Consider the following 21,825-nt stretch of genomic DNA (forward strand, 5'->3'; position numbering starts at 1 on the left):
GCCACCTTTTGGTTTATATCAGATTTCTCAACTCACGAATAGCGACAGTTATCATTGCAAGCGTGAATTCACTTTCAGTTTTAATTTCACTGAAAGTAGCACGGTAATGCTTGATGCTATCACTGTTTGATTCGCGCCAATGGGTCAGACGTTGTTCCAGCTTCTTAATATCGGCGCTGGATTGTATGACCTCTTGGGTGAGAGTGCGTAGGCTGTTATCGATCTCATCGCCAAGCCCACCTTTTGCACGCCGTTGCCATACATCATCAGCGGATAGTTCGCTGACTTTGTGACGTAACCAATGCAGCTCTAGGTCCATTTCAAGAGCAAAGTAAGTTTGAGCAACATCCAACACTTCGGTTTCTGTATTGGCGGCGACACGAATAATGTCTAATCCGTAGAAGAGGTAGTGAAGAGACGATAATCTCTCGGCTATTTCAACTGGGATATTGTGCTCGACGAGACGAGTCGTAATATCAGCCAAGTGAGCTTGACTGGATTCTGTCAAAATGGCCTGCATATTGGCTCTAATGACTTCAACGCCCGGCTTGTAAGCGTCTTTTAGGCGCTGAATGGATAGGCTTTCACGCGTATTGCGTAATAGCCAAAGCGTCGCCCGTTCTAATAGTCCTTGAATCCGAATCAGTAAGCCGTTTAAAACGGTGTTTTCGACGGTGAAGTCCAAACTGTTGACGGCGTCCCAAAGTGCTGGAATGCCAAAAATGTCTTCTGCGGCCATATAAGCTCGAACAACATTTAAAGACGAGGCACTGGTTTCCTCTTGCATATAAGTGCTAAAGGTGGGTCCCATGCGATTGCCAAGATTGTTGGTTACATGTCCAGCAATGATTTCTTGAATCAATGGGTGTGACGCCATTTGACCACCAAAATGCTTGGTCAATTGGGTTGGGAAATATTCGTTGATTTGTGTTGTCAAATCGACATCTTCGCCAATGCCATCTTCTACCAACTGTTCAGACAGTTTGATTTTCGAATAGGCCAATAACACTGAAATTTCCGGACGCGTTAAACCTTGTCCTTTATTTAGGCGTTTTTTGATCTGCGCATCACTTGGTAAGTATTCAATCTCGCGGTTTAAGCGACCTTCACGTACCAAGGATTGAATCAAACGCCAGTGATCGGCCAAGCGTTCTGGCGCCTGCGCATTGGCTAACGACAATAGATGACTTTGACCACGGTTATGGCGTAGCACTAGGTTACCGACTTCATCGGTCATTTCTGCTAACAAGCTGTTGCGTTGCTTCTCGGTTAAGTCGCCGTTTTCCACCACGCGGTTAAGTAGGATCTTGATGTTGACTTCATGATCCGAGCTGTCCACACCCGCTGAGTTATCAATGGCATCGGTACTGATTAAGCCGCCTTTCTGAGCAAACTCAATACGGCCTAGTTGTGTTAACCCTAGGTTACCGCCTTCACCAACGATTTTGCAGCGCAGCTCTTTACCATTAACACGTAGACCATTATTGGCACTGTCTCCTGCATCGGCATGAGATTCTGTTTCGGATTTTACATACGTGCCGATACCACCATTCCAAAGCAGATCCACAGGGGCTTTTAGGATAGCGTTGATCAGTTCCGTTGGTGCCATGGATTTGACATTGCCTTCAATACCTAATGCCTTGCGAATATCTGCATTAATAGGAATGGATTTCGCGGAGCGATTGAAGACACCGCCACCTTTTGAAATAAGTTCCTTGTTGTAGTCTTCCCAAGAAGAACGAGGCAACTTGAACATGCGTTCACGTTCCATAAAAGAAGAGGCGGCATCAGGCGTTGGGTCGATGAAAATATGCATATGGTTAAACGCCGCAACCAACTGAATATGTTTCGACAACAACATGCCGTTGCCAAATACGTCACCCGCCATGTCACCAATACCAACCGCCGTGAAGTCTGTGGTTTGGCAATTGATGCCGATTTCTTTGAACTGACGTTTAACCGATTCCCAAGCGCCACGTGCTGTAATGCCCATTTTCTTGTGGTCGTAACCGTTTGAACCACCTGAAGCAAAAGCATCGCCTAGCCAGAAGCCATATTTCGCCGAAATACTGTTCGCTAAGTCAGAGAAAGTGGCCGTACCTTTATCGGCTGCAACCACCAAATATGGGTCGTCTTCGTCGTAACGAAGCACAGACAATGGTGGTACCACTTCGTTTTTGATTAGGTTATCGGTAATGTCTAATAAGCCGCTAATGAACGTAGTGTAGCAGTGGATAACTTCTGCCTGAACTTCTTCACGAGAGGCGTTCTTTTTCAGTTGCTTGGCAACGAAGCCACCTTTGGCACCAGAAGGGACGATAACCGCGTTTTTCACCATTTGTGCCTTGACGAGGCCAAGTACTTCGGTACGGAAGTCTTCCATACGATCAGACCAGCGCAGACCACCACGGGCCACTTTACCACCGCGCATGTGGATACCTTCGACCCAAGGCGCATAAACGAAAATTTCGAATTTCGGGCGTGGTAAAGGAACCGCTGGAATCAATGAAGGGTCCAATTTGAAAGACACATAGTCTTTGATTTCACCTTCTGCACCAGCTTGATAGAAGTTGGTACGCAGCATGGCTTGAATCACGGAAAGATAGTGCTTCAGAATGCGATCTTCATCCAAGTTGGCCACTTGGTCCAATTCTAGATCGATTTTTTCCAGTAGCTTTTGTACTTTTTCGTCACGTTTGGCTTCTTGGCTTGGATCAAAGCGTTGTTCAAACAATTGCACCAACAAGCGAGCAATACCGGCATTTTTCTCTAAAGTTTGTTGCATGTACTGCAACGAGAAAGGCACTTGTAACTGCATCAAGTATTTTGTCAACGCGCGCAGCATAGTTACTTGGCGCCATGTTAATGACGCGCTTAGGACAAGGGCGTTAAATCGGTCGTTTTCAACACGACGACGGAAGATTTGATTGAAAGCGTCTTGGAAGGCTTCGCGTTGAGTGTTTTTCTCTAAATTCACATCTGCGTCAACACTGATGGCAAATTCAACCACCCATGTGTTGGTTGTGCCATCACCATTTTGGTCCAGTTCATATGGACGAGCTTCTAGAACTCGTAGTCCCATGTATTCCAATATCGGTAACACATCAGACAAGACCAGTGTGGTGCCAGCGCCATATACCTTGAAGAAGTAATTATTTTTCGCTTGCCCAACTTGACGATAAATGTGTGTCGATGTATCGCCTTCGCCCGCTAATTGGCTCAAACGCTCAATGTCTAGTACAGCGGCATTTGGAGAAAAGTCTTCACGGTAGGCAGCAGGCAAGTAGGCGACATAATTGTTGAAAAGGCGGTTGCCGTTTTCTTCGCCATGACTCTTATGCAGGGCATTGAGCAATTTGTCTTCCCATGAGCTCATTGCATCTTGCATCTTACGTTGAATGTCTTCTACGTCGATGCTTGGACTTTGACTAGGGTCGGCAATTTGAATCGTAAAGTTGACTCGTGCCAAGACTAGCTGAGAAAACTGTACGTTAAATTCTGAACTGGTGCCGTTGCAAGCGCTCATCAGAATGTCTTGCATTTTGATGCGCAATTCTGTGTTGTAACGATCTCTCGGCACATAGACGAGTGCGTTTAAGAAGCGGCCATAAATGTCTTTGCGCAGGAATACACGCAATTGGCGACGCTCTTGAATCGCAAGAATGCTTTCAATCGTGACGAAAAGTTCATCCACTGGTGCTTGTAGCATCTCATCACGAGGGTAGCTATTTAGAATGTGTTTTAGATTTTTGCCCTTGTGGCTGTTTGGATCCACATTGGCTTTTTCAACAATGACGTTGAGTTTTTTGCGCAGTAATGGAATGTCTTGTAAGCGAGCAATGTAAGCCGCAGAAGAGTATAAGCCAAAGAAGCGCCATTCCCCAATCACGTTGCCTTTCTTATCGAAACGTTTGACACCAAGGTAATCAAGGTGAACAGGACGGTGAACTGTTGATACCGCCGTCGACTTGGTCAAAATTAGGATATTGTTACTGTCAACGGCGAGTTTGGCCAAGCTGTTTTCTAATACAATGTCGCGTTTCACTTTTTTATCGTTGATGTCACGGAACGTGCCTAAGCCTGAACCTTCAACCAATTTTAGATGGGTTTCATTGTCTTCAACGGCGAGGTCATAAGCGCGAAAGCCAATAAAGGTGAAGTGGTCGTTTTCAACCCAACGTAAAAAATCAAGGATTTCTTGATGCTCTTCATTGCCTTTTAAATGGGCTAATTGTTCAGATTCTTTGATGATTTCGTTCAATCGCGCTTTCATCGTAGGCCAATCGGCTACGGTTTTTTTCACATCGACTAAACTGCTAAGCAGTTCTTCTTTAATCTTATCCAGCAAATTGATGTCAGACAAACGGTCGATTTCAAATCGCATTAGGGCTTCATGTGTTTTAGATTCAAGGTTGATACCTTGCAATTCCCCTTTCTTGTTACGTTCCACTGGTACGACAGGGTGGGACGTCATGTGAATGGTGTGGCCAAGACGCACGAGTGCCATATTGAAAGACGACACAAGGAAAGGCATGTCATCGGTTAGAATTTCGATAACCGTGTGTGTTGATTGCCAGCTGTGTTCTTCGTAGTTTGGATTGTAAACACGAACTTTTGGTTGATTAACTGGACGTTGTTGTAAGAAATCCCATAAGCAGACGATGGTGCCGTATAGGTTTTCAATGGATTCATTGACCAAATCTTCCGTTAAAGAGTCCTGAAAGTAGAGGTGGGCAAGTTGAATCAGGTTGTTGGCTTCGGTCGCATTGAAGTGTTCGTTTATTTCTACTTCGACACGTTCGATTAATTCGCTTTTTTTGTGATCAGTCATTAGAACTCATCCCTCGTTGTGGTGTTCTTAATAAAACTAGTAGTTGGTGCAATGTTAAGGAAGTACAAGGTTCGGACTCTTGATAAGATTATTATGAAAAATTCACTCCTTTGATAGTTAGTAACTTATCTAATTGCGACATATTGTTGTGATGTCTGGTTAATTGGGCTAAAAAAGTCTTGCTCAAGACGAAAAAAACCTTTGTTATCCATTTTAAACGAAATAAACTCCTTTTTTGTCTATAGTTCGCAGGATAATATTTTGTACAAGACCGAATTCGCATCAAGAGAAATCATGCAGGCGAGCAAGAAGCCATTAAAATACGGTTTTTTGCTCTTACCGCATTATTCTATGCTGGGTTTTTCTTCCGCCATTGAAACACTGCACATGGCGAACTGGGTGACAGGAAAAGAGCTATATTCTTTTTGCACGATCAGTCATGAAGAAAAACAAATCCCTTCAAATACGGGGGTTACAACCGTATCTGACTACCTAACAAGTGACGCGCCAAGCGATTTGGATGCGATTTTTGTGTGTGGTGCGTCACCTGTGATAAAAAACGAAAGTGAGACTTTAGAAAATTGGATAAAAAAACAAGCTAAAAGAAAGATTTCTCTGGGTGGAGTATGCACGGGAAGTTACTTATTAGCAAAAGCTGGCCTGCTAGATGGTTATCGCGCAACGATTCATTGGCGAAGTTTGGCGAATCTGCGTGATGAATTTCTACAAACGATTGTGTCCAACCACCTGTTTGAAGTTGATAGAGATCGTTATACTTGCAGTGGTGGCACCGCGGCTATGGATATGATGCTGTTTTTGATTGGTAAACAGCATGGTATGTCATTAGCGAGTAGCATTTCTGAACAGTTTGTTTGTGAGCGTATTCGCACTCATGAAGATCCGCAAAGAATTCCATTACAGGCTAGAATTGGTACAGGGCAGCCGAAATTGGTTGAAGCCGTGCAGCTCATGGAAGCTAATATCCAAGAGCCCTTGTCTTCGGATGATATTGCCTATCATGTTGGTGTATCTCGACGGCACTTAGAGCGCCTTTTTAAAAGTAATTTGGATACAGTGCCTTCGCGTTATTATTTAGAATTACGTTTACAGCATGCTAAGCAACTGATTACTCAAACGGACAAGAGTATCACTGAGGTGGGAGTGGCGTGTGGATTTGGGTCTGCGCCCCATTTTAGTACCACCTATAAAGGGTTCTTTGGTATTACACCTAGGGAAGAACGCAATACAATTTATAAAAAGATGCAAAATAAACCCTCAGAGACTGTCCAAATGGACAAGAAAAAGAGGCAGCTATGGAAAAAGTAACTTAAAATATGGGGTGAATTATTCTTGGCGTGATTCTTGTATTCTACTCAATCGCGCAAGCTGTTTGCTTTTATTAGTCCAGTGTTGTGCTATTTTACGTCAAAAATAATAAGTTCATACAATGAAAAAGGTAGAAAACATGTCGAAAGTCCCGGCGTTAGAGCTCATTGATATTCACAAAACGTTTGGTGATATTGAGGTGTTAAAGGGCATTTCCCTAAAAGCCTATGACGGTGATGTCATTTCCATTCTTGGATCCAGTGGTTCAGGTAAAAGTACCTTCTTGCGTTGCATTAACATGCTTGAAAATCCAACACGGGGCGAGATTGTCTTCAATGGCAATAAGCTCGATCTGGTTCAAGGCGAATCTGATTTGGTCGCAAATAACATGAAACAACTCACTCAGATGCGTCAGCAGATAGGGTTTGTGTTTCAAAGTTTTAATTTGTGGCCTCATATGACGATTTTACAAAATGTCATGGAAGGGCCATTGCATGTTCTAAAGCGTCCGAAACACGAAGTGGCTGAATACGCTGAGCATTTATTGCGAAAAGTCGGCATTGCTGAGAAAAAGAACATGTATCCCAATCAGCTATCTGGTGGCCAGCAACAACGTGTCGCTATCGCTAGGACATTGGCCATGGATCCTCAAGTTATCCTGTTTGATGAACCCACCTCTGCTTTAGATCCTGAATTAGTGGGTGAAGTATTGGGCGTTATGCGCAATTTAGCAGAAGAGGGGCGTACTATGCTGATTGTTACTCACGAAATGAATTTTGCGCGTGAAGTATCCAGTGATGTCGTATTTCTTCATCAAGGCGTAGTGGAGGAAAAAGGCACACCAAGTCAGGTCTTTAGTGCACCAAAATCAGAGCGCTGCAAGGCGTTTTTATCCAGTGTTTTTTAGGCACACTTAGTGACTTAAGTAAGACATTATAAAAAGCAAAAATGATCAAATAAACAAATATTCCAAGGGGATTATAATGAAATTGAAAAAAGTAGTGTTAGGCTCAGCGTTGTTGCTAACAGCGGCGTTGTCAACGGTGTCTGTGCAGGCGGCTGATAAAGTACGTTTTGTAACAGAAGGTGCTTGGGCTCCATTTAACTTTATTGATGAAGCCGGACAACCACAGGGTTTTGACGTTGATATTGCTCGTGCATTGTGTGCCAAAATGGCAGCAGATTGTGAGATTCTCACCCAAGATTGGGATGGTTTGATCCCAGGTCTGAAAGTGCGTAAATTCGATGCCATTATTGCCTCCATGTCGATTACTGAAGATCGTTTAAAAGTCGTTGATTTTACAAACAAATATTACTCTGGTGGTCTACGCTTCATGGGGCGTGTAGAAGACAATTTTGATTTGAGTAATCTTTCTGGTAAGACCATTGGGGCGCAACGTGCAACCCTTGGTGCGCAATACCTAGAAGATAATTTCACGGGTAAAGCGGATCTTAAATTTTACGATAACCAAGATAACGTCTATTTGGATTTAGTCGCAGGTCGTTTAGACATCGTTTTATCTGACGAGTTACCAACGTATAACTGGTTAAAAACGTCCGAAAGTGGTGCTAAGTTTGAATTCAAAGGTGACGCCTTTATGAAGACAGACAACATTGGTATCGCGGTGCGTAAAGGCGATGACAAGCTAAAAGAGAAATTGAACAAAGCGCTTGATCAAATTCTGGCCGATGGTACTTATCAAAAAATTAATGCTAAGTACTTCCCGTTCTCTATCTACTAAGTTGACTGAGGCTCGAATATTCTAGCGTATGGTTTATAGGTTAAGTCATGCGTGAATGTTTCGATCTAGTCAAGTGTCGATATTTCTTACAGCCTACCGATATTTTATATCGGTAGGCTGATGTTAAGCTTAGTCTGAGAAAAAACTATGATTGATCTTCATGGCTTTGGTGATCAGCTGCTACAAGGTGCTATTGTGACCTTAGAGCTGGCAATGTGTTCGCTGTTTGTTGGCTTAGTTCTGGGGTTGTTAGGCGCTTCTGCTAAATTATCTTCTTTTAAGGTGTTGAGGTGGATTGCTCATGGCTATACCACCATTATTCGTGGTATCCCCGAGCTCCTTACCGTGCTTATCATTTACTTTGGTGCAACCAGTGTTTTGATGGCCGTTGCTGGGCTTTTTGGCTACGACGAGTACATTGAGGTAGGGGCATTTGCAGCGGGTGTCACGGCTCTGGGTTTGACTTTTGGTGCCTATGCAACAGAAGTGTTTCGCGGCGCATTACAATCTATACCAAAAGGTCAGCACGAAGCGGCGACTGCCTTAGGGATGGGGCCGATTCGAAAATTTTATCGAATTATTTTGCCGCAGGTATGGCGAATTGCTTTACCTGGGCTTGGGAATTTGTTTCTTGTCCTGTTAAAAGATACGGCATTAGTATCGGTTGTGGGCTTGGACGATATTATGCGTAAGGCAAATATTGCTGTGAGTAGTACCAAAGAAGCGTTTTTGTTTTATTTGGTGGCGGCTTTCATGTACTTGGCGTTGACCATTATTTCTATGGTGTTCGTGTCTTATTTGGAAAAACGCGCAAGCCGTGGTTTAACGAGAGGATAGTGTATGGACTTTTCGGTAGTTGTTGAATACTTCCCTCGTTTGCTTGAGGGGGCTTGGGTCAGTATTCAATTAGTGATGATATCCATTGTGCTTGGTGGGGTTTTTGCTTTGCCTATCGCTTTAGCGCGGATCTCTCCTGTGGCTTGGATTAGGGCGATTCCTTTTGCTTACATCTTTTTCTTTCGTGGTACGCCGTTATTGGTGCAGATCTTTTTGGTCTACTACGGTGCCTCACAATTTGAGGTCGTTAGAGAAAGTGTGTTGTGGCCGATTCTGAGAGAGCCATTTTGGTGTGCAATTATCGCTTTTACTCTGAATACGTCAGCTTATACTGCAGAGATCTTCCGTGGAGCGATTCAGGCTATCCCTCCAGGAGAAGTGGAAGCTTGTAAGGTGATCGGTATGACAAAAACGCAAATGTATCGTCGTGTTCTATTGCCGCGTGCATTTGGTATCGTATTACCAGCTTATGGCAATGAAATCATTCTGATGCTCAAGGGCAGCGCATTGGCGAGTACTATTACCATTTTGGATCTAACGGGAATGGCGAGAACTATTATTGCCAGAACCTATACACCAATGGAAATATTCTTGGCGGCAGGTGCCATTTATTTGGTCATTAGTATTGTCATCATTGCCATTTTTCGTCAAATAGAGCAACGTCAGAATCGTTATTTAGGGACTTTATCTATTAAAGTTCCTGATAAAGGCTAGCGTCAACGAGGTTGCAAACATAAAAAAGAGGCCAAGGCCTCTTTTTTATTTGTCGTGCTTTAAGTATGCGGTGCAACACGCATCAATAGATCTAGATTGCATCCGCGCCTGTTTCACCCGTACGAATACGAATGATTTGCTCTAAAGCGGTAACAAAGATTTTGCCATCGCCGATTTTGCCAGTATTTGCGCTGTGTTGGATTGCTTCAATAGCGCGCTCTACTTGGTCTGTTTCAACCGCGAGTTCTAGTTTTACCTTAGGTAAGAAGTCGACTACGTATTCGGCTCCGCGGTACAGTTCAGTGTGACCTCGTTGGCGCCCAAATCCCTTCACTTCCGTGACGGTGATACCGTTAATCCCAATTTCAGACAGTGCTTCACGCACCTCATCCAGTTTAAAAGGCTTAACAATCGCCGTAATTAGTTTCATGTTTTTTCTCCATACGAATAAAGCATTATTTCATCTAAAAATACCACTCTATTGTAAAAGTCGCCACAGGCTAGAGGGTTATGATCTACATTTAATAATGGTTTGGGTGTGATTTTATCAGAATAGGAGGGCTTGAAATGAAAAAAATAACATCGAGCGAGCAATTTATGGACAAAGCTGCGTCATTGTTTGCGGATATTGCCAGTGTATTATCCACAAAAGAGGGCATTCGCCTATCCAGTGTGTCAACGCCTCAAAATGTGGCTTGTTATCAGGTAAGTGGCGTAAAACGTTGTTTGCTTTTAAGATTGGTGTTGATTCCTATGTCAACGGGTCACGTTTTAGCACGACTGTCTTGGCTTGATGGTCGAGGGATAGATCATGTTTGTTGCTACCTTAATGAGTCGTTCGAGCGTTTGTTGGTAGCGTCTGATGGTGGTTGGAAAAAACAAAAGAAAAGTGCCGAGTTACTCTGTTTGCAAGGTCTTGAGTCGTTGATAGCGTGATGTAGCTCGGCACCAACGTGGTAATTGGCTCCGAGCTAATACGTGGATCTACCGATTAAAGACCGTTTAATGCGTCCAAGTCATCGTACTTAGGCTCGTGGTATTTTCTTCCAAGTTTGTGCACCGCATCAATCAAATATTTAGGATGGTCTGGGTTGACGAATTGGTGAATGCCATGGCCAAGATTAAAGACGTGACCACTGCCCGTGCCGAAGCCTGATAAGACGTTTTCAACTTCACGCTCAATAACCTCTTTGCCTGCATACAGTACGCAAGGGTCAATGTTACCTTGTAAAGCCACGCTGTGGCCTACGCGCGCGCGTGCTTCCGCGATATCGGTTGTCCAGTCTAAGCCAAGTGCGTCGGGTCCTGTGGCTGCCATGTTTTCCAACCATTGACCACCGTTTTTCGTAAATAAGATAACGGGGATTCGTTTGCCTTCATGGACGCGGATAAGGCCATCTAAAATCTGCTTCATATAGAGTAATGAAAACTGTTGGTACATTGGGCCGCTTAATACGCCTCCCCAAGTATCAAAGATTTGTAACGCTTGCGCGCCAGCTAATATTTGGCCGTTTAAATACGCTGTAACGGATTTTGCCAGTTTGTCTAAAAGTGCGTGTAAGGTTTCAGGTGAACGGTACATCATGGCTTTAATATGGCGAAAATCTTTGCTAGAACCGCCTTCCACCATATAGGTTGCCAGTGTCCATGGGCTACCAGAAAAGCCAATAAGGGGGACATGCCCATTGAGTGCGTGGCGAATGGTCGTTACGGCCTTCATCACATAATCTAAGTCGTTTGCTTGGGTAACTGGGATAGCATCGACATCGGCTTTGCTGCGAATGGTGTGTCTAAATTTGGGACCTTCGCCTGTTTCAAAATACAGCCCTAAACCCATTGCATCTGGAATGGTTAATATGTCCGAGAATAGAATGGCGGCATCTAGATCATAGCGTTCAAGTGGTTGCAGCGTGACTTCACAAGCAAATGCATCGTTTTTACAAAGACTCAAAAAATCGCCTGCGGTAGCGCGGCTAGCACGATACTCTGGTAGGTAACGTCCGGCCTGTCTCATCATCCATACAGGGGTAGTATCGACAGGTTGTTTGAGTAATGCGCGCAAAAAGCGATCATTTTTGAGCTCAGGAAACATTAGTACTCTCCAGTGTAAATTTTCAGTTGACGCATTTTACCTAACTTATGTGGGAAAAGCAGAGTGAATAAGCACAATTTATGAGAAGGCGGACTAAAAGGCCAATATTATTGATCTATCGCAGGGTTTGCTGATGGCTATATGAGGCAAATCATCAATCACCAAGATAGGTTTTTAAACTGTTTTTTTGCACCCGTTGTGCGGCATTTTCGATGTCTTTATTGGCATGCAGCTCGGCTAAAACTTTGGGGAATGCCGCTTTGGTTTGTTTAACGTCCATACCGGGTTTTAGGTGGGGGGAATACAGTGCTTTAAGCAGCAAATAGTCCAACGGACTAATGTAGGTGTCTATGCTGACATCATTAAAAACCGAAGGAAACACATCATTGGAATCGTTTGGAAGTCCCAGTAATTGGGTGATTTCTTCTACGATACAATCTAAAAAACGCGCTTTTCTGCGTGCATAGTCAACAGGAATAATAATGCTGCCCTTGGTTATTTCGTACTGACCATTACGGCTAAAATTACCTAAGCAGATCGCTTCGTCGAGTGCTTTACGGATTCTTTCTGGGTCGCCTATGTACTGGCGTACCTTATTTTCCATGTTGTCATAAGATGTAAAAATAACAAAGATATTGGCTTGTTCAGGCGAGGTTGTAAAATCAATAGTTAGGCCTGTTATATGCGCAAGGTGCTGGGCGTGGACGCTGAGCAATTCTTTTTGCAGGCTGGCATCACCTTGGTCACTTTCAAAAAACAGCTTAATGGGTTTATTCCAGCGTATCAGTTTAGGATGCTGGGTTTCTTTGTATTCACGCTCTAAAGCAATTTTAATGAAGCTTTCTTGTATGTAGTCATCCTGTTGCCAATGCTCTTGCCCGAAAGAGCAAGAGGCAATAAAAAGACCGAATAGACCAACACTACAGCGGATCGTTGTCTTTAGGTTGCGTAAGCTTGTGCGCATAATGGCGAAGTGCTTCTAATGAGTCGGGTGTAAAGGAAAGATTATTTTTGTTGAGTAGAATGTCGTCAATGGTCATTTCATGCACGGAAGCGACCTCTTTGGGTTGTAAGGTAAGCTCACCATGAATGGTTTCATCATAGTGACAAGTGTAAATTTTGCCCCAAATTTTAAAACCTTCTCCCTCTGTGAAAAAGACGCCTTGGCTTTTGAGAGGAGCATCAAAACCTAATTCTTCTTGCAGTTCTCTGTGTGCAGAATCTATGTAAGACTCGTTTTTTTCAACCACTCCGCCTGTTGTAATGCCGTAATAACCTGGACAGAAGGCTTTGTCATCTGTGCGTTTTTGAACGAGCAGATTCCCCTTAGTATTGAACACTAAAATGTAGGTGACACGGTGGTAATCTCTGCCAAAGTTCATTAGATGTCGTGGTACATCGCCAATAATGGTGTTGTTTTGGTCGACTAGGATAATGACTTCGTCATTTTCGGGCATAAAATACTCAATTTAATGGTGCTACGAATAGAAAGCGAAAGGGTATCGGCATTTTCTCTGAAAGAAAAGACTTCTTGGTTATTAATAAGAGTAGTCGATCATAAAGCAAACGGGTTACTTATGTCATTTGTCTTAAAAGCGACCTATTTTTCTGTTTTCCGCACGACCCTCTAAAAGATACGTTCCCATTGCTAAAAAAACGCTATTATGGTGCTTATTTTCGACTTAATTGGGCAGGGAAAATGACCATTTTAAACCATGATTTTTTGGCCTTAACATTGGCAAATCCCAACGCTATGGCACCTTTTCAATTGACTTTTCCCAGTGGTACCGGCGTTGTGGAAGAAACGGGGATTTTACGACTTGAACCTACTCAAACAAGTCGCGTCAGTGTGGTTTTGTCCGCTGGCATTCATGGTAACGAAACGGGCCCAATGGAGTTAATTAATCAGCTGGTGAGGGATATTTTAGCCGGTAAGTTGACCTTAGGCGTGCGTTTATTGGTGATCATAGGTCATCCTGTTGCTGCGAATGCTGCGACGCGCTTTTGTGACGTTAATTTGAACCGGTTGTTCAGTGGGGCTTGGCGGAATTATGCTGGTATTGAGGTGCAAAGAGCCGAACGGCTTGAGATGGCGGTGAATGATTTTTATGCTTTATCATCGACCGACAGCGAACATATTCGGCTGCACTATGATTTGCACACGGCTATTCGTGGCTCAATGCATGAAAAGTTTGTTGTTCATCCATTTGTCGAGAACGCGCATTACAGTAAACAGCAATTGGCTTTTTTTGCGGCCAGTGAAATTGAGGCGGTGCTTTTATCGCATCAACCGACAACGACGTTTTCTTACTACAGTCATTCTGTGCATGGTGCGCACGCTTTTACGGTGGAGTTAGGCAAGGTCTATCCATTTGGGCAGAATGATTTGTCGTGTTTTGCTGCATTGGAAAAAAATCTACGCCAACTGTTGGAAAAAGGCAGTTTGGCTGAGTCATCCTTGTCTTCTTTGTGTATTTTTAATGTATTGGACGCACTTGTTAAAGACGATGACAGTTACGAATTAAATATTGATCAGGATGTTAAAAACTTTACCCAATTTACTGAAGGTTACCCTCTAGCGCAATCGAAAAAAAGCGTGTATCGGGTAAAGCAAACCGGTGATGCCATTGTATTTCCGAATACCAATCTGCCGGTTGGTCAGAGAGCGGGGTTGGTTGTGCGAGCGATATCGGTAGACGCCTTGTCGTTAATCTAATCAGTCGATATTTTTGCTTAGACGCTAAAGAGATTTGAGGTAACCCCTTGAATCTCTTTTTTTTATGTCGTATTGTTACGTTATAACGTTTATATGGTGTTGAAAATGAATAAAGTATTTCTTGCGCTAGGTGTTTCTGTTTTATCGCCTTTGGCTTTAGCCAAACCTGTCATTGCTACCAGTATTAAGCCTGTCTCTATGGTTGTTGCTGCGATTGCGGGTGATAAAGCGGATATTCAACAAATTGTATCGAGTACCGCTTCGCCTCATGATTTTGCGATGCGCCCTTCAGACCTGAAAAAGATTACCGATGCCGATACTGTGGTGTGGGTAGGGGAATCCCTAGAGCGGTTTTTAGAAAAGCCGCTTGAGAATGCAGGCAAAGAAGCCTCTTCGATTGAATGGCTTGCCTTGGAAGGGATGAAGCTGCATAACTTTGCGGAAGAGCATCATGACGATCATGAAAAACATGATGATCATGAAAAACATGATGATCATGAAAAACATGATGATCATGAAAAACATGGTGATCATGAAAAGCATGACGATCACGAAAAGCATGACGATCACGAAAAGCATGACGATCACGAACACCATGATGAGCACGAAGGACATGAAGGACATGACCATTCTGGTATTGATCCACATGTTTGGCTGTCACCGGATAACGCTTTAGTGCTGGCAAAAGCTGTGACGGCTCGTTTGGTTTCTTTGGATTCTGCCAATGCTGAGTATTACAAAGGCAACCTAGTGTCGTTTGAAAAAGGCCTGAGTGCGAAAGACGCCGAAATCCGTAACGCACTGAATAAAGTGAATAAAGTGCCTTATATCGTCTTTCATGATGGCTACAGCTATTTTGAACAGCATTATGGACTGCAAAATGCCGGTGAAATTACCGTCAGTCCAGAGCGCAAACCAGGGGCGAAAAAAGTGGCGGAAATTCGTCATGAAATTGAAGAGAACAAGGTTCAATGTGTTTTCAGCGAGCCGCAGTTTAGCCCTGCTATTGTCAAAACCTTGCTAGAAGGTTCTGACGTAAAAACCGCTCCTCTTGATCCGCTGGGTAGTCAGGTAAAAATGGGGACGAACGCGTATTTTTCTTTCTTAGACAGTTTGAGCGGGCAATTTCTTAACTGCTTAGGGTAATGATCACCGCTTTTGAGTCGCTTGTCAGAGAGGAAAAACCGCTCTTTGATAGGCGACTTGCTCTCTCCTCTGTATAATGATGGCAATTTCTGATTATTGCGCTGAGTTGAGAGGCTGTATGAGCGACCCATCTATGAAGAGTATTGACTCCGATGTGCTTATTGAGAGTGCTCGACGCACTCTATCTACCCAAGCACAAGCTCTGGCTAACTTGGTGAATCAAGTCACCGAAGAGTTTGCTAAAGCGGTTCGAATGATTCTAACCAGCAAAGGCCGCACGATTATTTGCGGTATGGGCAAATCCGGATTGATTGGTAAAAAAATCGCCGCCACGCTCGCTTCGACCGGTACACCCAGTTTCTTTCTTCATCCTGGTGAAGCCTTCCACGGGGATTTGGGGATGATTCAACCGGAAGATGTCTTAGTATTGATCAGTTTTTCAGGTGAAACAGAAGAGCTTATGCGCTTGCTGCCTTCATTAAAAAGCTTCGGTAATCCCAGTATTGCCATGGTCGGAAATATAGACTCTACTTTGGCGAAACACTGTGATTGCGTATTAGACCTTTCTATCGATAAAGAAACTTGCCCGAACAATCTTGCCCCCACTACGTCGACCACAATGACAACCGCCATGGGGGATGCATTGGCCGTTGCTTTGATGGAGTGTCGCAATTTTCAGCCACAAGACTTTGCTCGATTTCATCCTGGTGGCAGCCTAGGTCGTAAGCTGCTGACTCGTGTCAAAGATCTTATGCACAAAGATAATCTTCCTATTTGCGCACCAAACACCACCTTAAAAGACGCTATTTCCGTCATGACCCACGGTAGAATGGGCGTCGTCTTAATTCAGGATGAGGGGAAATTGTTGGGAATCTTCACCGATGGTGACTTGCGTCGCGCTATGTTAAAAGAAAGCGAGGGCATGATACACAAAACCATGGCAAGCTTGATGACGCCTAATCCTAAAACCATCAATGAGAATGTGATGATAGTGCAAGCGGAAGAGCAAATGCTGCGCGATAAAATCACCTTGCTCGTGGTCGTGGACGATGCGAAAAACTTGTCTGGAATTTTAGAGATTTACGATCGATAAGCCATAAGGTGCCTCTGCAAGATTATAGTGCTTGCGGCATCAGATACCGTATCTACCTTATTTATATCGCACGCTGACGCGTAAGTGTGCGTTAACTTAGATTAACAATGGAGTTCTCATGACACAGCTATCTCAGGCATCAAAAATCATTAAAATTGGTAGCAAAATTGAAGTGGCTAACCATCTTCCTTTTGTGTTGTTCAGTGGCGTTAACGTATTGGAATCTCGCGATCTTGCTATGCGCGTTGCGGAAGAACATGTAAAAGTAACGGAAGCGCTGGGCATTCCTTATGTGTTTAAAGGCTCCTTTGATAAGGCGAACCGTTCGTCTATTAACTCTTTCCGTGGCCCAGGCATGGAAGAGGGTTTAAAAATTCTGCAAGAGATCAAAGATACGTTTGGCGTGCCAGTGATTACCGATGTGCACGAGGCTTACCAATGTGCGCCAGTGGCGGAAGTGGCAGATGTGATTCAATTGCCGGCGTTCTTATCGCGCCAAACGGATTTAGTCATTGCGATGGCGAAAACGGGCGCGGTTATTAACATTAAAAAAGCCCAGTTTTTAGCCCCTCATGAGATGAAGCATATCCTGACAAAATGCCAAGAAGCTGGAAATGATCAACTTATGTTGTGTGAGCGTGGCACCATGATGGGTTACAACAACTTAGTCGTCGACATGCTTGGTTTTGGCGAAATGAAAAAGTTTGGTTTCCCTGTCATGTTTGACGTCACTCATTCTTTGCAGCGTCCGGGCGGTCGTGAAGATTCTGCGGATGGTCGCCGTGCGCAAGTGACTGAATTGGCTCGTGCAGGTATGTCGCTTGGTCTGTCTAGTTTGTTCTTAGAAACACACCCAGATCCAAACAATGCAAAATGCGATGGGCCATGTGCGTTGCCTTTGGGCAAATTAGCGCCGTTCCTAAAGCAAATGAAGCAGCTTGATGAGTTGGTGAAAACCTTTGAAGAATTGGATACGAGTGCTTAATAAATGGATATGGCTTTTCTGACTTCTTATCCAGTATTGAACAACGATCTAACTTTGCTGCCAACATTACAAGCCTTGAAGTTGGTCGTGTTTGATGTGGATGGCGTTTTAACAGATGGTCGTCTGTTATATACCGAGCATGGGGAGACCCTAAAGCGCTTCAATGTCAAAGATGGTGTGGCGATGAAGCTATTGCCACAGTGGGGCGTTCAGGTAGCCGTGATTACCGCGAAAGACTCCGCCCCATTGAGACAACGGATGAAAGAGCTCAAGGTCGTGCATTTTTACCCTGGTTGTCACAATAAAGCCGCCGCATTTAATGAGTTGATAGCGCAGTTGGGCATTACCTCAGCGGAAGCCGCTTACGTGGGCGATGATGTGATTGATCTTCAAGTCATGCCAAACGTTGGTGTGGCCTTGTGTCCAGCAGATGCACATATTTTAGTGCAGCGTTATTGTCATCTAGTGCTGAATAAGAGCGCTGGTGAAGGTGTCGCACGGGAAGTGGCCGACATGGTGTTGGCATCTCGTATGCCTTTAGAGCAAGCTTATGAATTGGCGCAAAAACCGGAGTTTGAAAAATAATGACCATGCAATCTTTACCTGATTTTCACATTGTTATTCCTGCTCGTTACGCTTCTCAGCGTTTTCCGCAAAAATTGATGGCAGACTTAGGTGGCAAACCCGTGTTGCAATGGGTTTATGAACTGGCACTAAAAGCGGGGGCACAATCGGTCACTGTGGCGACAGATCACGAGGTTATCGAACAAGCGGCATTAGCGTTTGGGGCGTCTGTTGTGATGACCCGTGATGACCATGAAAATGGTACCGAACGTCTGGCTGAAGTGGCGGCTAAAAAAGGCTGGAAGGGGGATGAGATTGTTGTCAACGTACAAGGCGATGAGCCTTTTTTGCCTGTTAACTTGATTCACTCCAGTGTGATTGCGCTAAATCAAGACAAAGAAGCCGAGATGGCGACAGTTGCTTGCGTGATTGATCAGGTTGAAGATTTCTTTAACCCTAACGTGGTGAAAGTGGTGTGTGATGAGAAGCAGCGTGCGCTGTATTTCAGTCGTGCCCCCATGCCTTGGGACAGGGATGGTTTTGCTAGCAATACTGAAAAAACGGGCTTTTTGCCTGTTGATTTCCCCGCTCTTCGCCACATAGGTTTGTACGTTTATCGAGCCAGTTTGCTGGCTAAATACGCCGATCTGCCTATGTCACCATTAGAGCGTTGGGAAAAGCTTGAGCAGCTACGTTTTTTGCATCAAGGTATCAAGGTGCAAGTGGCGCTCGCGGATGGGTTGCCGACCCATGGTGTTGATACACCTGAAGACCTGGAGAAGCTCCGTTATCAGTTGTCTTTGGATGTGAATTAGTTCGACAGTTTGAAACAGTATCCCCCCAAGAAAGTGGCAAGATGTATTTATATCTGCCACTTTTTTTTGTGCTCAATTCGTACGAATTTCAGACTATTTTCATATCTAATAGGCTTTATATATTGCTTTTTACTCAACAATCAGCTTTTTGAAGGGTTATTTATATCTTTTTGTTTTAATTTGTTACGGAAATAGCGATAAAATTGTCTTAATATTGTATGAAATGTGCAAAAAAAAGTCTTACAATTGCTCATGTTGAGATAAACTATCTTACCGTTGTGTATGTTTGCTTTGTGAGGGATTCTGTAATGAAAAAAATGGCGATTGTTTCTATGAGTTTGTTGAGTTCCGCTGTCATGGCGGCGATGCCTGTTAACCATCCAGTAGGCTCTAGTTTCACTTTAAGCAGTGCCCCAAATATTAGAGCGTTATCGACCGCGCTTGGAAACCCCGCAGCGCCTTTTTTGATGGTCAATCAAGACGATAATGACAGCTTCCGATTTGGTATTTTAGGCCCATTGAGTATTGGTGTTGAGATGGGTGATGTAAGTGATCTGGATGATCGTGCAGAAGAGCTCGAAGATCTAATTGATGCTACTTATGCCAATGCGACGGAGGCAAACAATGCCCTTGATAAAGCAAATGGCATATTAAATGAAATAGGCGATACGGCTTACATCAAAACTTCAGTAAGTATGCAAGTACCCTTTATGCCATTGATTTATAAAACTAAAAACAATGGGGCTTTCATGCTAGACGCCAGTCTTTCTGGTGTGGCACGTGCTAATGTCATTACTGACGATATTACAGTAAATGGTTCGGATGAGTTGGTAACGGATACTTCTTTTCAAGCCAAAACCGCCACAGATCTACAAATTGGCCTAGGCTACAGCCAATCTATGTGGCAAAACGATCATGGTATGTTGATAGGTGGCGCAAAAGCCAGCCTACATGATATTTCTATGGGTCGTGCGATTGTGTCTTTAAGCGATGAAAGTGATAACGCAGACGATGCTATTTCAGATGCCATTTCTGATGATGCTGTCAGCAGTACCGGGGTAAGTCTCGATTTAGGTGCTGTCTGGGTGTCTAATTATTATCAAGTGGGCGTGACGGTTGCCAACATCAATGAGCCTGAATTTGATGGTGCACCAATTAACCAAAGCTGCGCGACGGAAAGTTGTGCGGCAGCAGGACGTTTAATTGCTGATGGAAAGCTTTCTGCTAGTGAAAAATACGTCATGGAAATGCAAACCACAATCGATGCCGCAGTATCCACCAAGGGTAAGCAAGTGACTTTGGGCGTGTCCTACGATACCAATGAAGTAAAAGATGCCGTAGGTGACGAATATCAATGGGCAGCCGCTTCATTGTCTTATTACGGTGATTCGCATTTCCTACCTGGTATCCGTGTGGGCTACCGTGAGAATATGGTTGGCACCGAACTTAGCTACGCTTCTCTTGGCTTAACATTCTTGAAACGCCTCAATATTGATCTTGCTGTGGCGCTTGATACGGTGACGGATGAAGACGGTGATGAGTTGCCACGCGGTGGTTTTTTCTCGATTGGTTATGACACTGCCTTTTAAAAAATGTAAAGATTATTCAAACAAAGCCGATGATATTTATATGTCCTCGGCTTTTTTGTTTTTAATTTGATTAGAATACATATGATTTTACTAAAATGGATGGTTTTTCAATGCGATATTTAACTCTATTGTTAGGCGTGATAAGTGTCAATGCGATGGCGTCTTTTTCTGTAGGGACGAGTACTGTGTTGGGGAGCTATGCGAATCGGCAGTCTTTAATAACGTCTTTATCTAATCCTGCAGCCCCCTATCTTATGACAAATGTTCAAAGCCTTCGTGTGGGCTTTTTAGGCCCATTAAGCTTGGGGTATGAAATGAGTGATGTCAGTGATCTCGAAGATCAAGTAGATCAGTTAGAAGTTCTGCTTGAAAGAAATTATAGCGATCCTGTTGCCGCGAATTCGGCCAGAGAGCAAGCAAATAGTATAATTGCTGATATAGGTAGTACTTCTTATGTTAAGTTTTCAGGGGCTTTACAGGTGCCTTTTATGCCCATTGTTTATAAGACCGCTAATCGTGGAGCGTTTACGCTGGATGCTAGCGCCGCGTTTGTTAGTCGAGCTGAGGTGATTGCCGACGATATTTTTGTTAATGGTGGTGAGGAACTGGCTTCTGATACGGCTGTTTACCTAAAAAGGGCAACCGATTATCGTTTTGGTTTAGGTTATAGTCAATTATTCGGGCGCCCAGTAAGCGGCGCTCTTATCTTAGGAGGTAAGTTAAACGTTCATAGTATTGCTTTAGGGCAAAAGCTGTCATTTTTGACGAATGAAGATGATAACGGGACGGACGTATTTGGAGATTTTTTAACAAATAGGGATAACGCTCAATCGGGCATCAGCTTAGACTTAGGCGCTATTTGGACAGCGCCGAATTATCAGCTAGGAGTGGCGGCAACAAGTATTAATGAGCCAGAGTTTGATTTTGATGCGCTGGGGGATTGCCGCGGCTTGTCAGGTTCTGATTTATCAAATTGTAATGGAATCATTCGTTTGTCAGATAAGGGAAAGCTTGCATTAAACGAAACCTACAAGATGAACGCCCAACTTACGGTAGATGTTGCCGTGATGTCCACGAATCAAAATTGGTCTTTAGCTGGCTCTTATGATGTAAATTCGGTCTCTGATCCTGTTGGAGATAAGCAACAGTGGGCAGTGGTTTCTCTGTCTTATTTTAGTGATAATCTTTATTTTCCTGGTATTCGTGTTGGTTACAGAAAGAATCAAGAGGGGAGTAAGCTAAGTTATGCAACGGTAGGCGCAACATTTTTTCGGCGTTTAGATTTCGATGTTGCTTATGGATTAGAAAGGCAAAAAGGTGAAACCTTACCTCGCAGCCTATACCTTTCTCTTGGGTATAATTTTGCTTTCTAAAT

Annotated in this window: 19 protein-coding genes; 14 read left to right on the top strand and 5 right to left on the bottom strand. The window is 43.8% G+C overall.

The annotated features are described in order from the left end of the window. Positions 1–13: 13 nt before the first annotated feature. Positions 14–4,831, bottom strand: a complete 4,818-nt coding sequence (locus DK187_RS13605) for an NAD-glutamate dehydrogenase (RefSeq protein WP_111607901.1) — start codon at positions 4,829–4,831, stop codon at positions 14–16. A 294-nt stretch (positions 4,832–5,125) separates the two neighbouring features. Here DK187_RS13605 and DK187_RS13610 point away from each other — a divergent pair, with 294 nt between their 5' ends. The 5 genes from DK187_RS13610 (at position 5,126) to DK187_RS13630 (ending at position 9,450) form a co-directional block, all read left to right on the top strand. Beyond that, a complete protein-coding gene (locus DK187_RS13610; RefSeq protein WP_111607902.1) occupies positions 5,126–6,157 on the top strand; it encodes a GlxA family transcriptional regulator in 1,032 nt (343 codons plus the stop codon). Positions 6,158–6,296: 139 nt separating this feature from the next. Beyond that, positions 6,297–7,064: an ABC transporter ATP-binding protein gene (locus DK187_RS13615; protein WP_111607903.1), complete on the top strand. Its 768-nt coding sequence runs from the start codon at positions 6,297–6,299 to the stop codon at positions 7,062–7,064. A gap of 76 nt (positions 7,065–7,140) precedes the next feature. Continuing rightward, the gene (locus DK187_RS13620) at positions 7,141–7,899 is read left to right on the top strand and encodes a transporter substrate-binding domain-containing protein (protein ID WP_111607904.1); all 759 of its coding nucleotides are present in this window, start codon (positions 7,141–7,143) and stop codon (positions 7,897–7,899) included. Between the two features lie 147 nt (positions 7,900–8,046). After that, the gene (locus tag DK187_RS13625) at positions 8,047–8,736 is read left to right on the top strand and encodes an ABC transporter permease (protein WP_111607905.1); all 690 of its coding nucleotides are present in this window, start codon (positions 8,047–8,049) and stop codon (positions 8,734–8,736) included. A 3-nt stretch (positions 8,737–8,739) separates the two neighbouring features. Further along, on the top strand, positions 8,740–9,450 hold the full coding sequence (locus DK187_RS13630) for an ABC transporter permease (protein ID WP_111607906.1): 711 nt from the start codon (positions 8,740–8,742) through the stop codon (positions 9,448–9,450). Between the two features lie 91 nt (positions 9,451–9,541). Here the strand turns inward: DK187_RS13630 and DK187_RS13635 are convergent, their stop codons facing one another. Next, a complete protein-coding gene (locus DK187_RS13635) occupies positions 9,542–9,880 on the bottom strand; it encodes a P-II family nitrogen regulator (RefSeq protein ID WP_111607907.1) in 339 nt (112 codons plus the stop codon). 137 nt (positions 9,881–10,017) lie between these two features. Between DK187_RS13635 and DK187_RS13640 the strand changes: the two genes are divergently transcribed. Continuing rightward, positions 10,018–10,386 (top strand): hypothetical protein, encoded by a 369-nt coding sequence (locus DK187_RS13640; protein WP_111607908.1) that lies wholly within the window; start codon positions 10,018–10,020, stop codon positions 10,384–10,386. Between the two features lie 55 nt (positions 10,387–10,441). Here the strand turns inward: DK187_RS13640 and hemE are convergent, their stop codons facing one another. From hemE to DK187_RS13655, 3 genes are all read right to left on the bottom strand, one after another. Next, positions 10,442–11,542 (bottom strand): uroporphyrinogen decarboxylase, encoded by a 1,101-nt coding sequence (gene hemE / locus DK187_RS13645; protein ID WP_111607909.1) that lies wholly within the window; start codon positions 11,540–11,542, stop codon positions 10,442–10,444. A 154-nt stretch (positions 11,543–11,696) separates the two neighbouring features. Continuing rightward, complete coding sequence (locus tag DK187_RS13650; RefSeq protein ID WP_111607910.1) at positions 11,697–12,506, bottom strand: DUF2927 domain-containing protein; 810 nt, start codon at positions 12,504–12,506, stop codon at positions 11,697–11,699. Then, positions 12,463–12,999 carry an NUDIX hydrolase gene (locus DK187_RS13655; protein WP_111607911.1) on the bottom strand — a complete coding sequence of 179 codons (537 nt, stop codon included), beginning with the start codon at positions 12,997–12,999 and terminating at the stop codon, positions 12,463–12,465. Before DK187_RS13655 ends, DK187_RS13650 begins: the two co-directional genes overlap by 44 nt. Before the next feature lie 242 nt (positions 13,000–13,241). Between DK187_RS13655 and astE the strand changes: the two genes are divergently transcribed. From astE to traF (DK187_RS13695), 8 genes are all read left to right on the top strand, one after another. Beyond that, positions 13,242–14,258 carry a succinylglutamate desuccinylase gene (gene astE / locus DK187_RS13660; RefSeq protein ID WP_111607963.1) on the top strand — a complete coding sequence of 339 codons (1,017 nt, stop codon included), beginning with the start codon at positions 13,242–13,244 and terminating at the stop codon, positions 14,256–14,258. 105 nt (positions 14,259–14,363) lie between these two features. After that, the gene (locus DK187_RS13665) at positions 14,364–15,404 is read left to right on the top strand and encodes a zinc ABC transporter substrate-binding protein (RefSeq protein WP_111607912.1); all 1,041 of its coding nucleotides are present in this window, start codon (positions 14,364–14,366) and stop codon (positions 15,402–15,404) included. Between the two features lie 118 nt (positions 15,405–15,522). Beyond that, positions 15,523–16,497: a KpsF/GutQ family sugar-phosphate isomerase gene (locus tag DK187_RS13670; RefSeq protein ID WP_204355633.1), complete on the top strand. Its 975-nt coding sequence runs from the start codon at positions 15,523–15,525 to the stop codon at positions 16,495–16,497. Between the two features lie 118 nt (positions 16,498–16,615). Beyond that, positions 16,616–17,482, top strand: a complete 867-nt coding sequence (kdsA, locus tag DK187_RS13675; protein WP_111607913.1) for a 3-deoxy-8-phosphooctulonate synthase — start codon at positions 16,616–16,618, stop codon at positions 17,480–17,482. A gap of 3 nt (positions 17,483–17,485) precedes the next feature. Further along, the gene (locus tag DK187_RS13680) at positions 17,486–18,067 is read left to right on the top strand and encodes a KdsC family phosphatase (RefSeq protein WP_111607914.1); all 582 of its coding nucleotides are present in this window, start codon (positions 17,486–17,488) and stop codon (positions 18,065–18,067) included. After that, on the top strand, positions 18,067–18,861 hold the full coding sequence (gene kdsB, locus DK187_RS13685) for a 3-deoxy-manno-octulosonate cytidylyltransferase (protein ID WP_111607915.1): 795 nt from the start codon (positions 18,067–18,069) through the stop codon (positions 18,859–18,861). Before DK187_RS13680 ends, kdsB begins: the two co-directional genes overlap by 1 nt. A 308-nt stretch (positions 18,862–19,169) precedes the next feature. Further along, entirely contained in the window at positions 19,170–20,450 is a 1,281-nt protein-coding gene (gene traF, locus DK187_RS13690; protein WP_162623521.1) for a conjugal transfer protein TraF, read from the top strand. Positions 20,451–20,605: 155 nt separating this feature from the next. Beyond that, complete coding sequence (gene traF / locus DK187_RS13695) at positions 20,606–21,823, top strand: conjugal transfer protein TraF (RefSeq protein WP_275426774.1); 1,218 nt, start codon at positions 20,606–20,608, stop codon at positions 21,821–21,823. The last annotated feature ends 2 nt before the right edge of the window (positions 21,824–21,825 follow it).

Origin of the sequence: Marinomonas arctica (genome assembly GCF_003259225.1) — a bacterium.
Taxonomy (GTDB): domain Bacteria; phylum Pseudomonadota; class Gammaproteobacteria; order Pseudomonadales; family Marinomonadaceae; genus Marinomonas; species Marinomonas arctica.

Bases quoted from the DNA above. Each gene is read 5' to 3' on its own strand.
- DK187_RS13625 (WP_111607905.1), top strand. From the start codon at position 8,047: ATGATTGATCTTCATGGCTTTGGTGATCAGCTGCTACAAGGTGCTATT.
- DK187_RS13635 (WP_111607907.1), bottom strand. From the start codon at position 9,880: ATGAAACTAATTACGGCGATTGTTAAGCCTTTTAAACTGGATGAGGTG.
- DK187_RS13640 (WP_111607908.1), top strand. From the start codon at position 10,018: ATGAAAAAAATAACATCGAGCGAGCAATTTATGGACAAAGCTGCGTCA.
- traF (WP_162623521.1), top strand. From the start codon at position 19,170: ATGAAAAAAATGGCGATTGTTTCTATGAGTTTGTTGAGTTCCGCTGTC.
- DK187_RS13680 (WP_111607914.1), top strand. From the start codon at position 17,486: ATGGATATGGCTTTTCTGACTTCTTATCCAGTATTGAACAACGATCTA.
- DK187_RS13655 (WP_111607911.1), bottom strand. From the start codon at position 12,999: ATGCCCGAAAATGACGAAGTCATTATCCTAGTCGACCAAAACAACACC.
- DK187_RS13620 (WP_111607904.1), top strand. From the start codon at position 7,141: ATGAAATTGAAAAAAGTAGTGTTAGGCTCAGCGTTGTTGCTAACAGCG.
- DK187_RS13665 (WP_111607912.1), top strand. From the start codon at position 14,364: ATGAATAAAGTATTTCTTGCGCTAGGTGTTTCTGTTTTATCGCCTTTG.
- hemE (WP_111607909.1), bottom strand. From the start codon at position 11,542: ATGTTTCCTGAGCTCAAAAATGATCGCTTTTTGCGCGCATTACTCAAA.
- DK187_RS13610 (WP_111607902.1), top strand. From the start codon at position 5,126: ATGCAGGCGAGCAAGAAGCCATTAAAATACGGTTTTTTGCTCTTACCG.
- DK187_RS13670 (WP_204355633.1), top strand. From the start codon at position 15,523: ATGAGCGACCCATCTATGAAGAGTATTGACTCCGATGTGCTTATTGAG.
- DK187_RS13615 (WP_111607903.1), top strand. From the start codon at position 6,297: ATGTCGAAAGTCCCGGCGTTAGAGCTCATTGATATTCACAAAACGTTT.
- DK187_RS13605 (WP_111607901.1), bottom strand. From the start codon at position 4,831: ATGACTGATCACAAAAAAAGCGAATTAATCGAACGTGTCGAAGTAGAA.
- kdsA (WP_111607913.1), top strand. From the start codon at position 16,616: ATGACACAGCTATCTCAGGCATCAAAAATCATTAAAATTGGTAGCAAA.
- astE (WP_111607963.1), top strand. From the start codon at position 13,242: ATGACCATTTTAAACCATGATTTTTTGGCCTTAACATTGGCAAATCCC.
- traF (WP_275426774.1), top strand. From the start codon at position 20,606: ATGGCGTCTTTTTCTGTAGGGACGAGTACTGTGTTGGGGAGCTATGCG.
- DK187_RS13630 (WP_111607906.1), top strand. From the start codon at position 8,740: ATGGACTTTTCGGTAGTTGTTGAATACTTCCCTCGTTTGCTTGAGGGG.
- kdsB (WP_111607915.1), top strand. From the start codon at position 18,067: ATGACCATGCAATCTTTACCTGATTTTCACATTGTTATTCCTGCTCGT.
- DK187_RS13650 (WP_111607910.1), bottom strand. From the start codon at position 12,506: ATGCGCACAAGCTTACGCAACCTAAAGACAACGATCCGCTGTAGTGTT.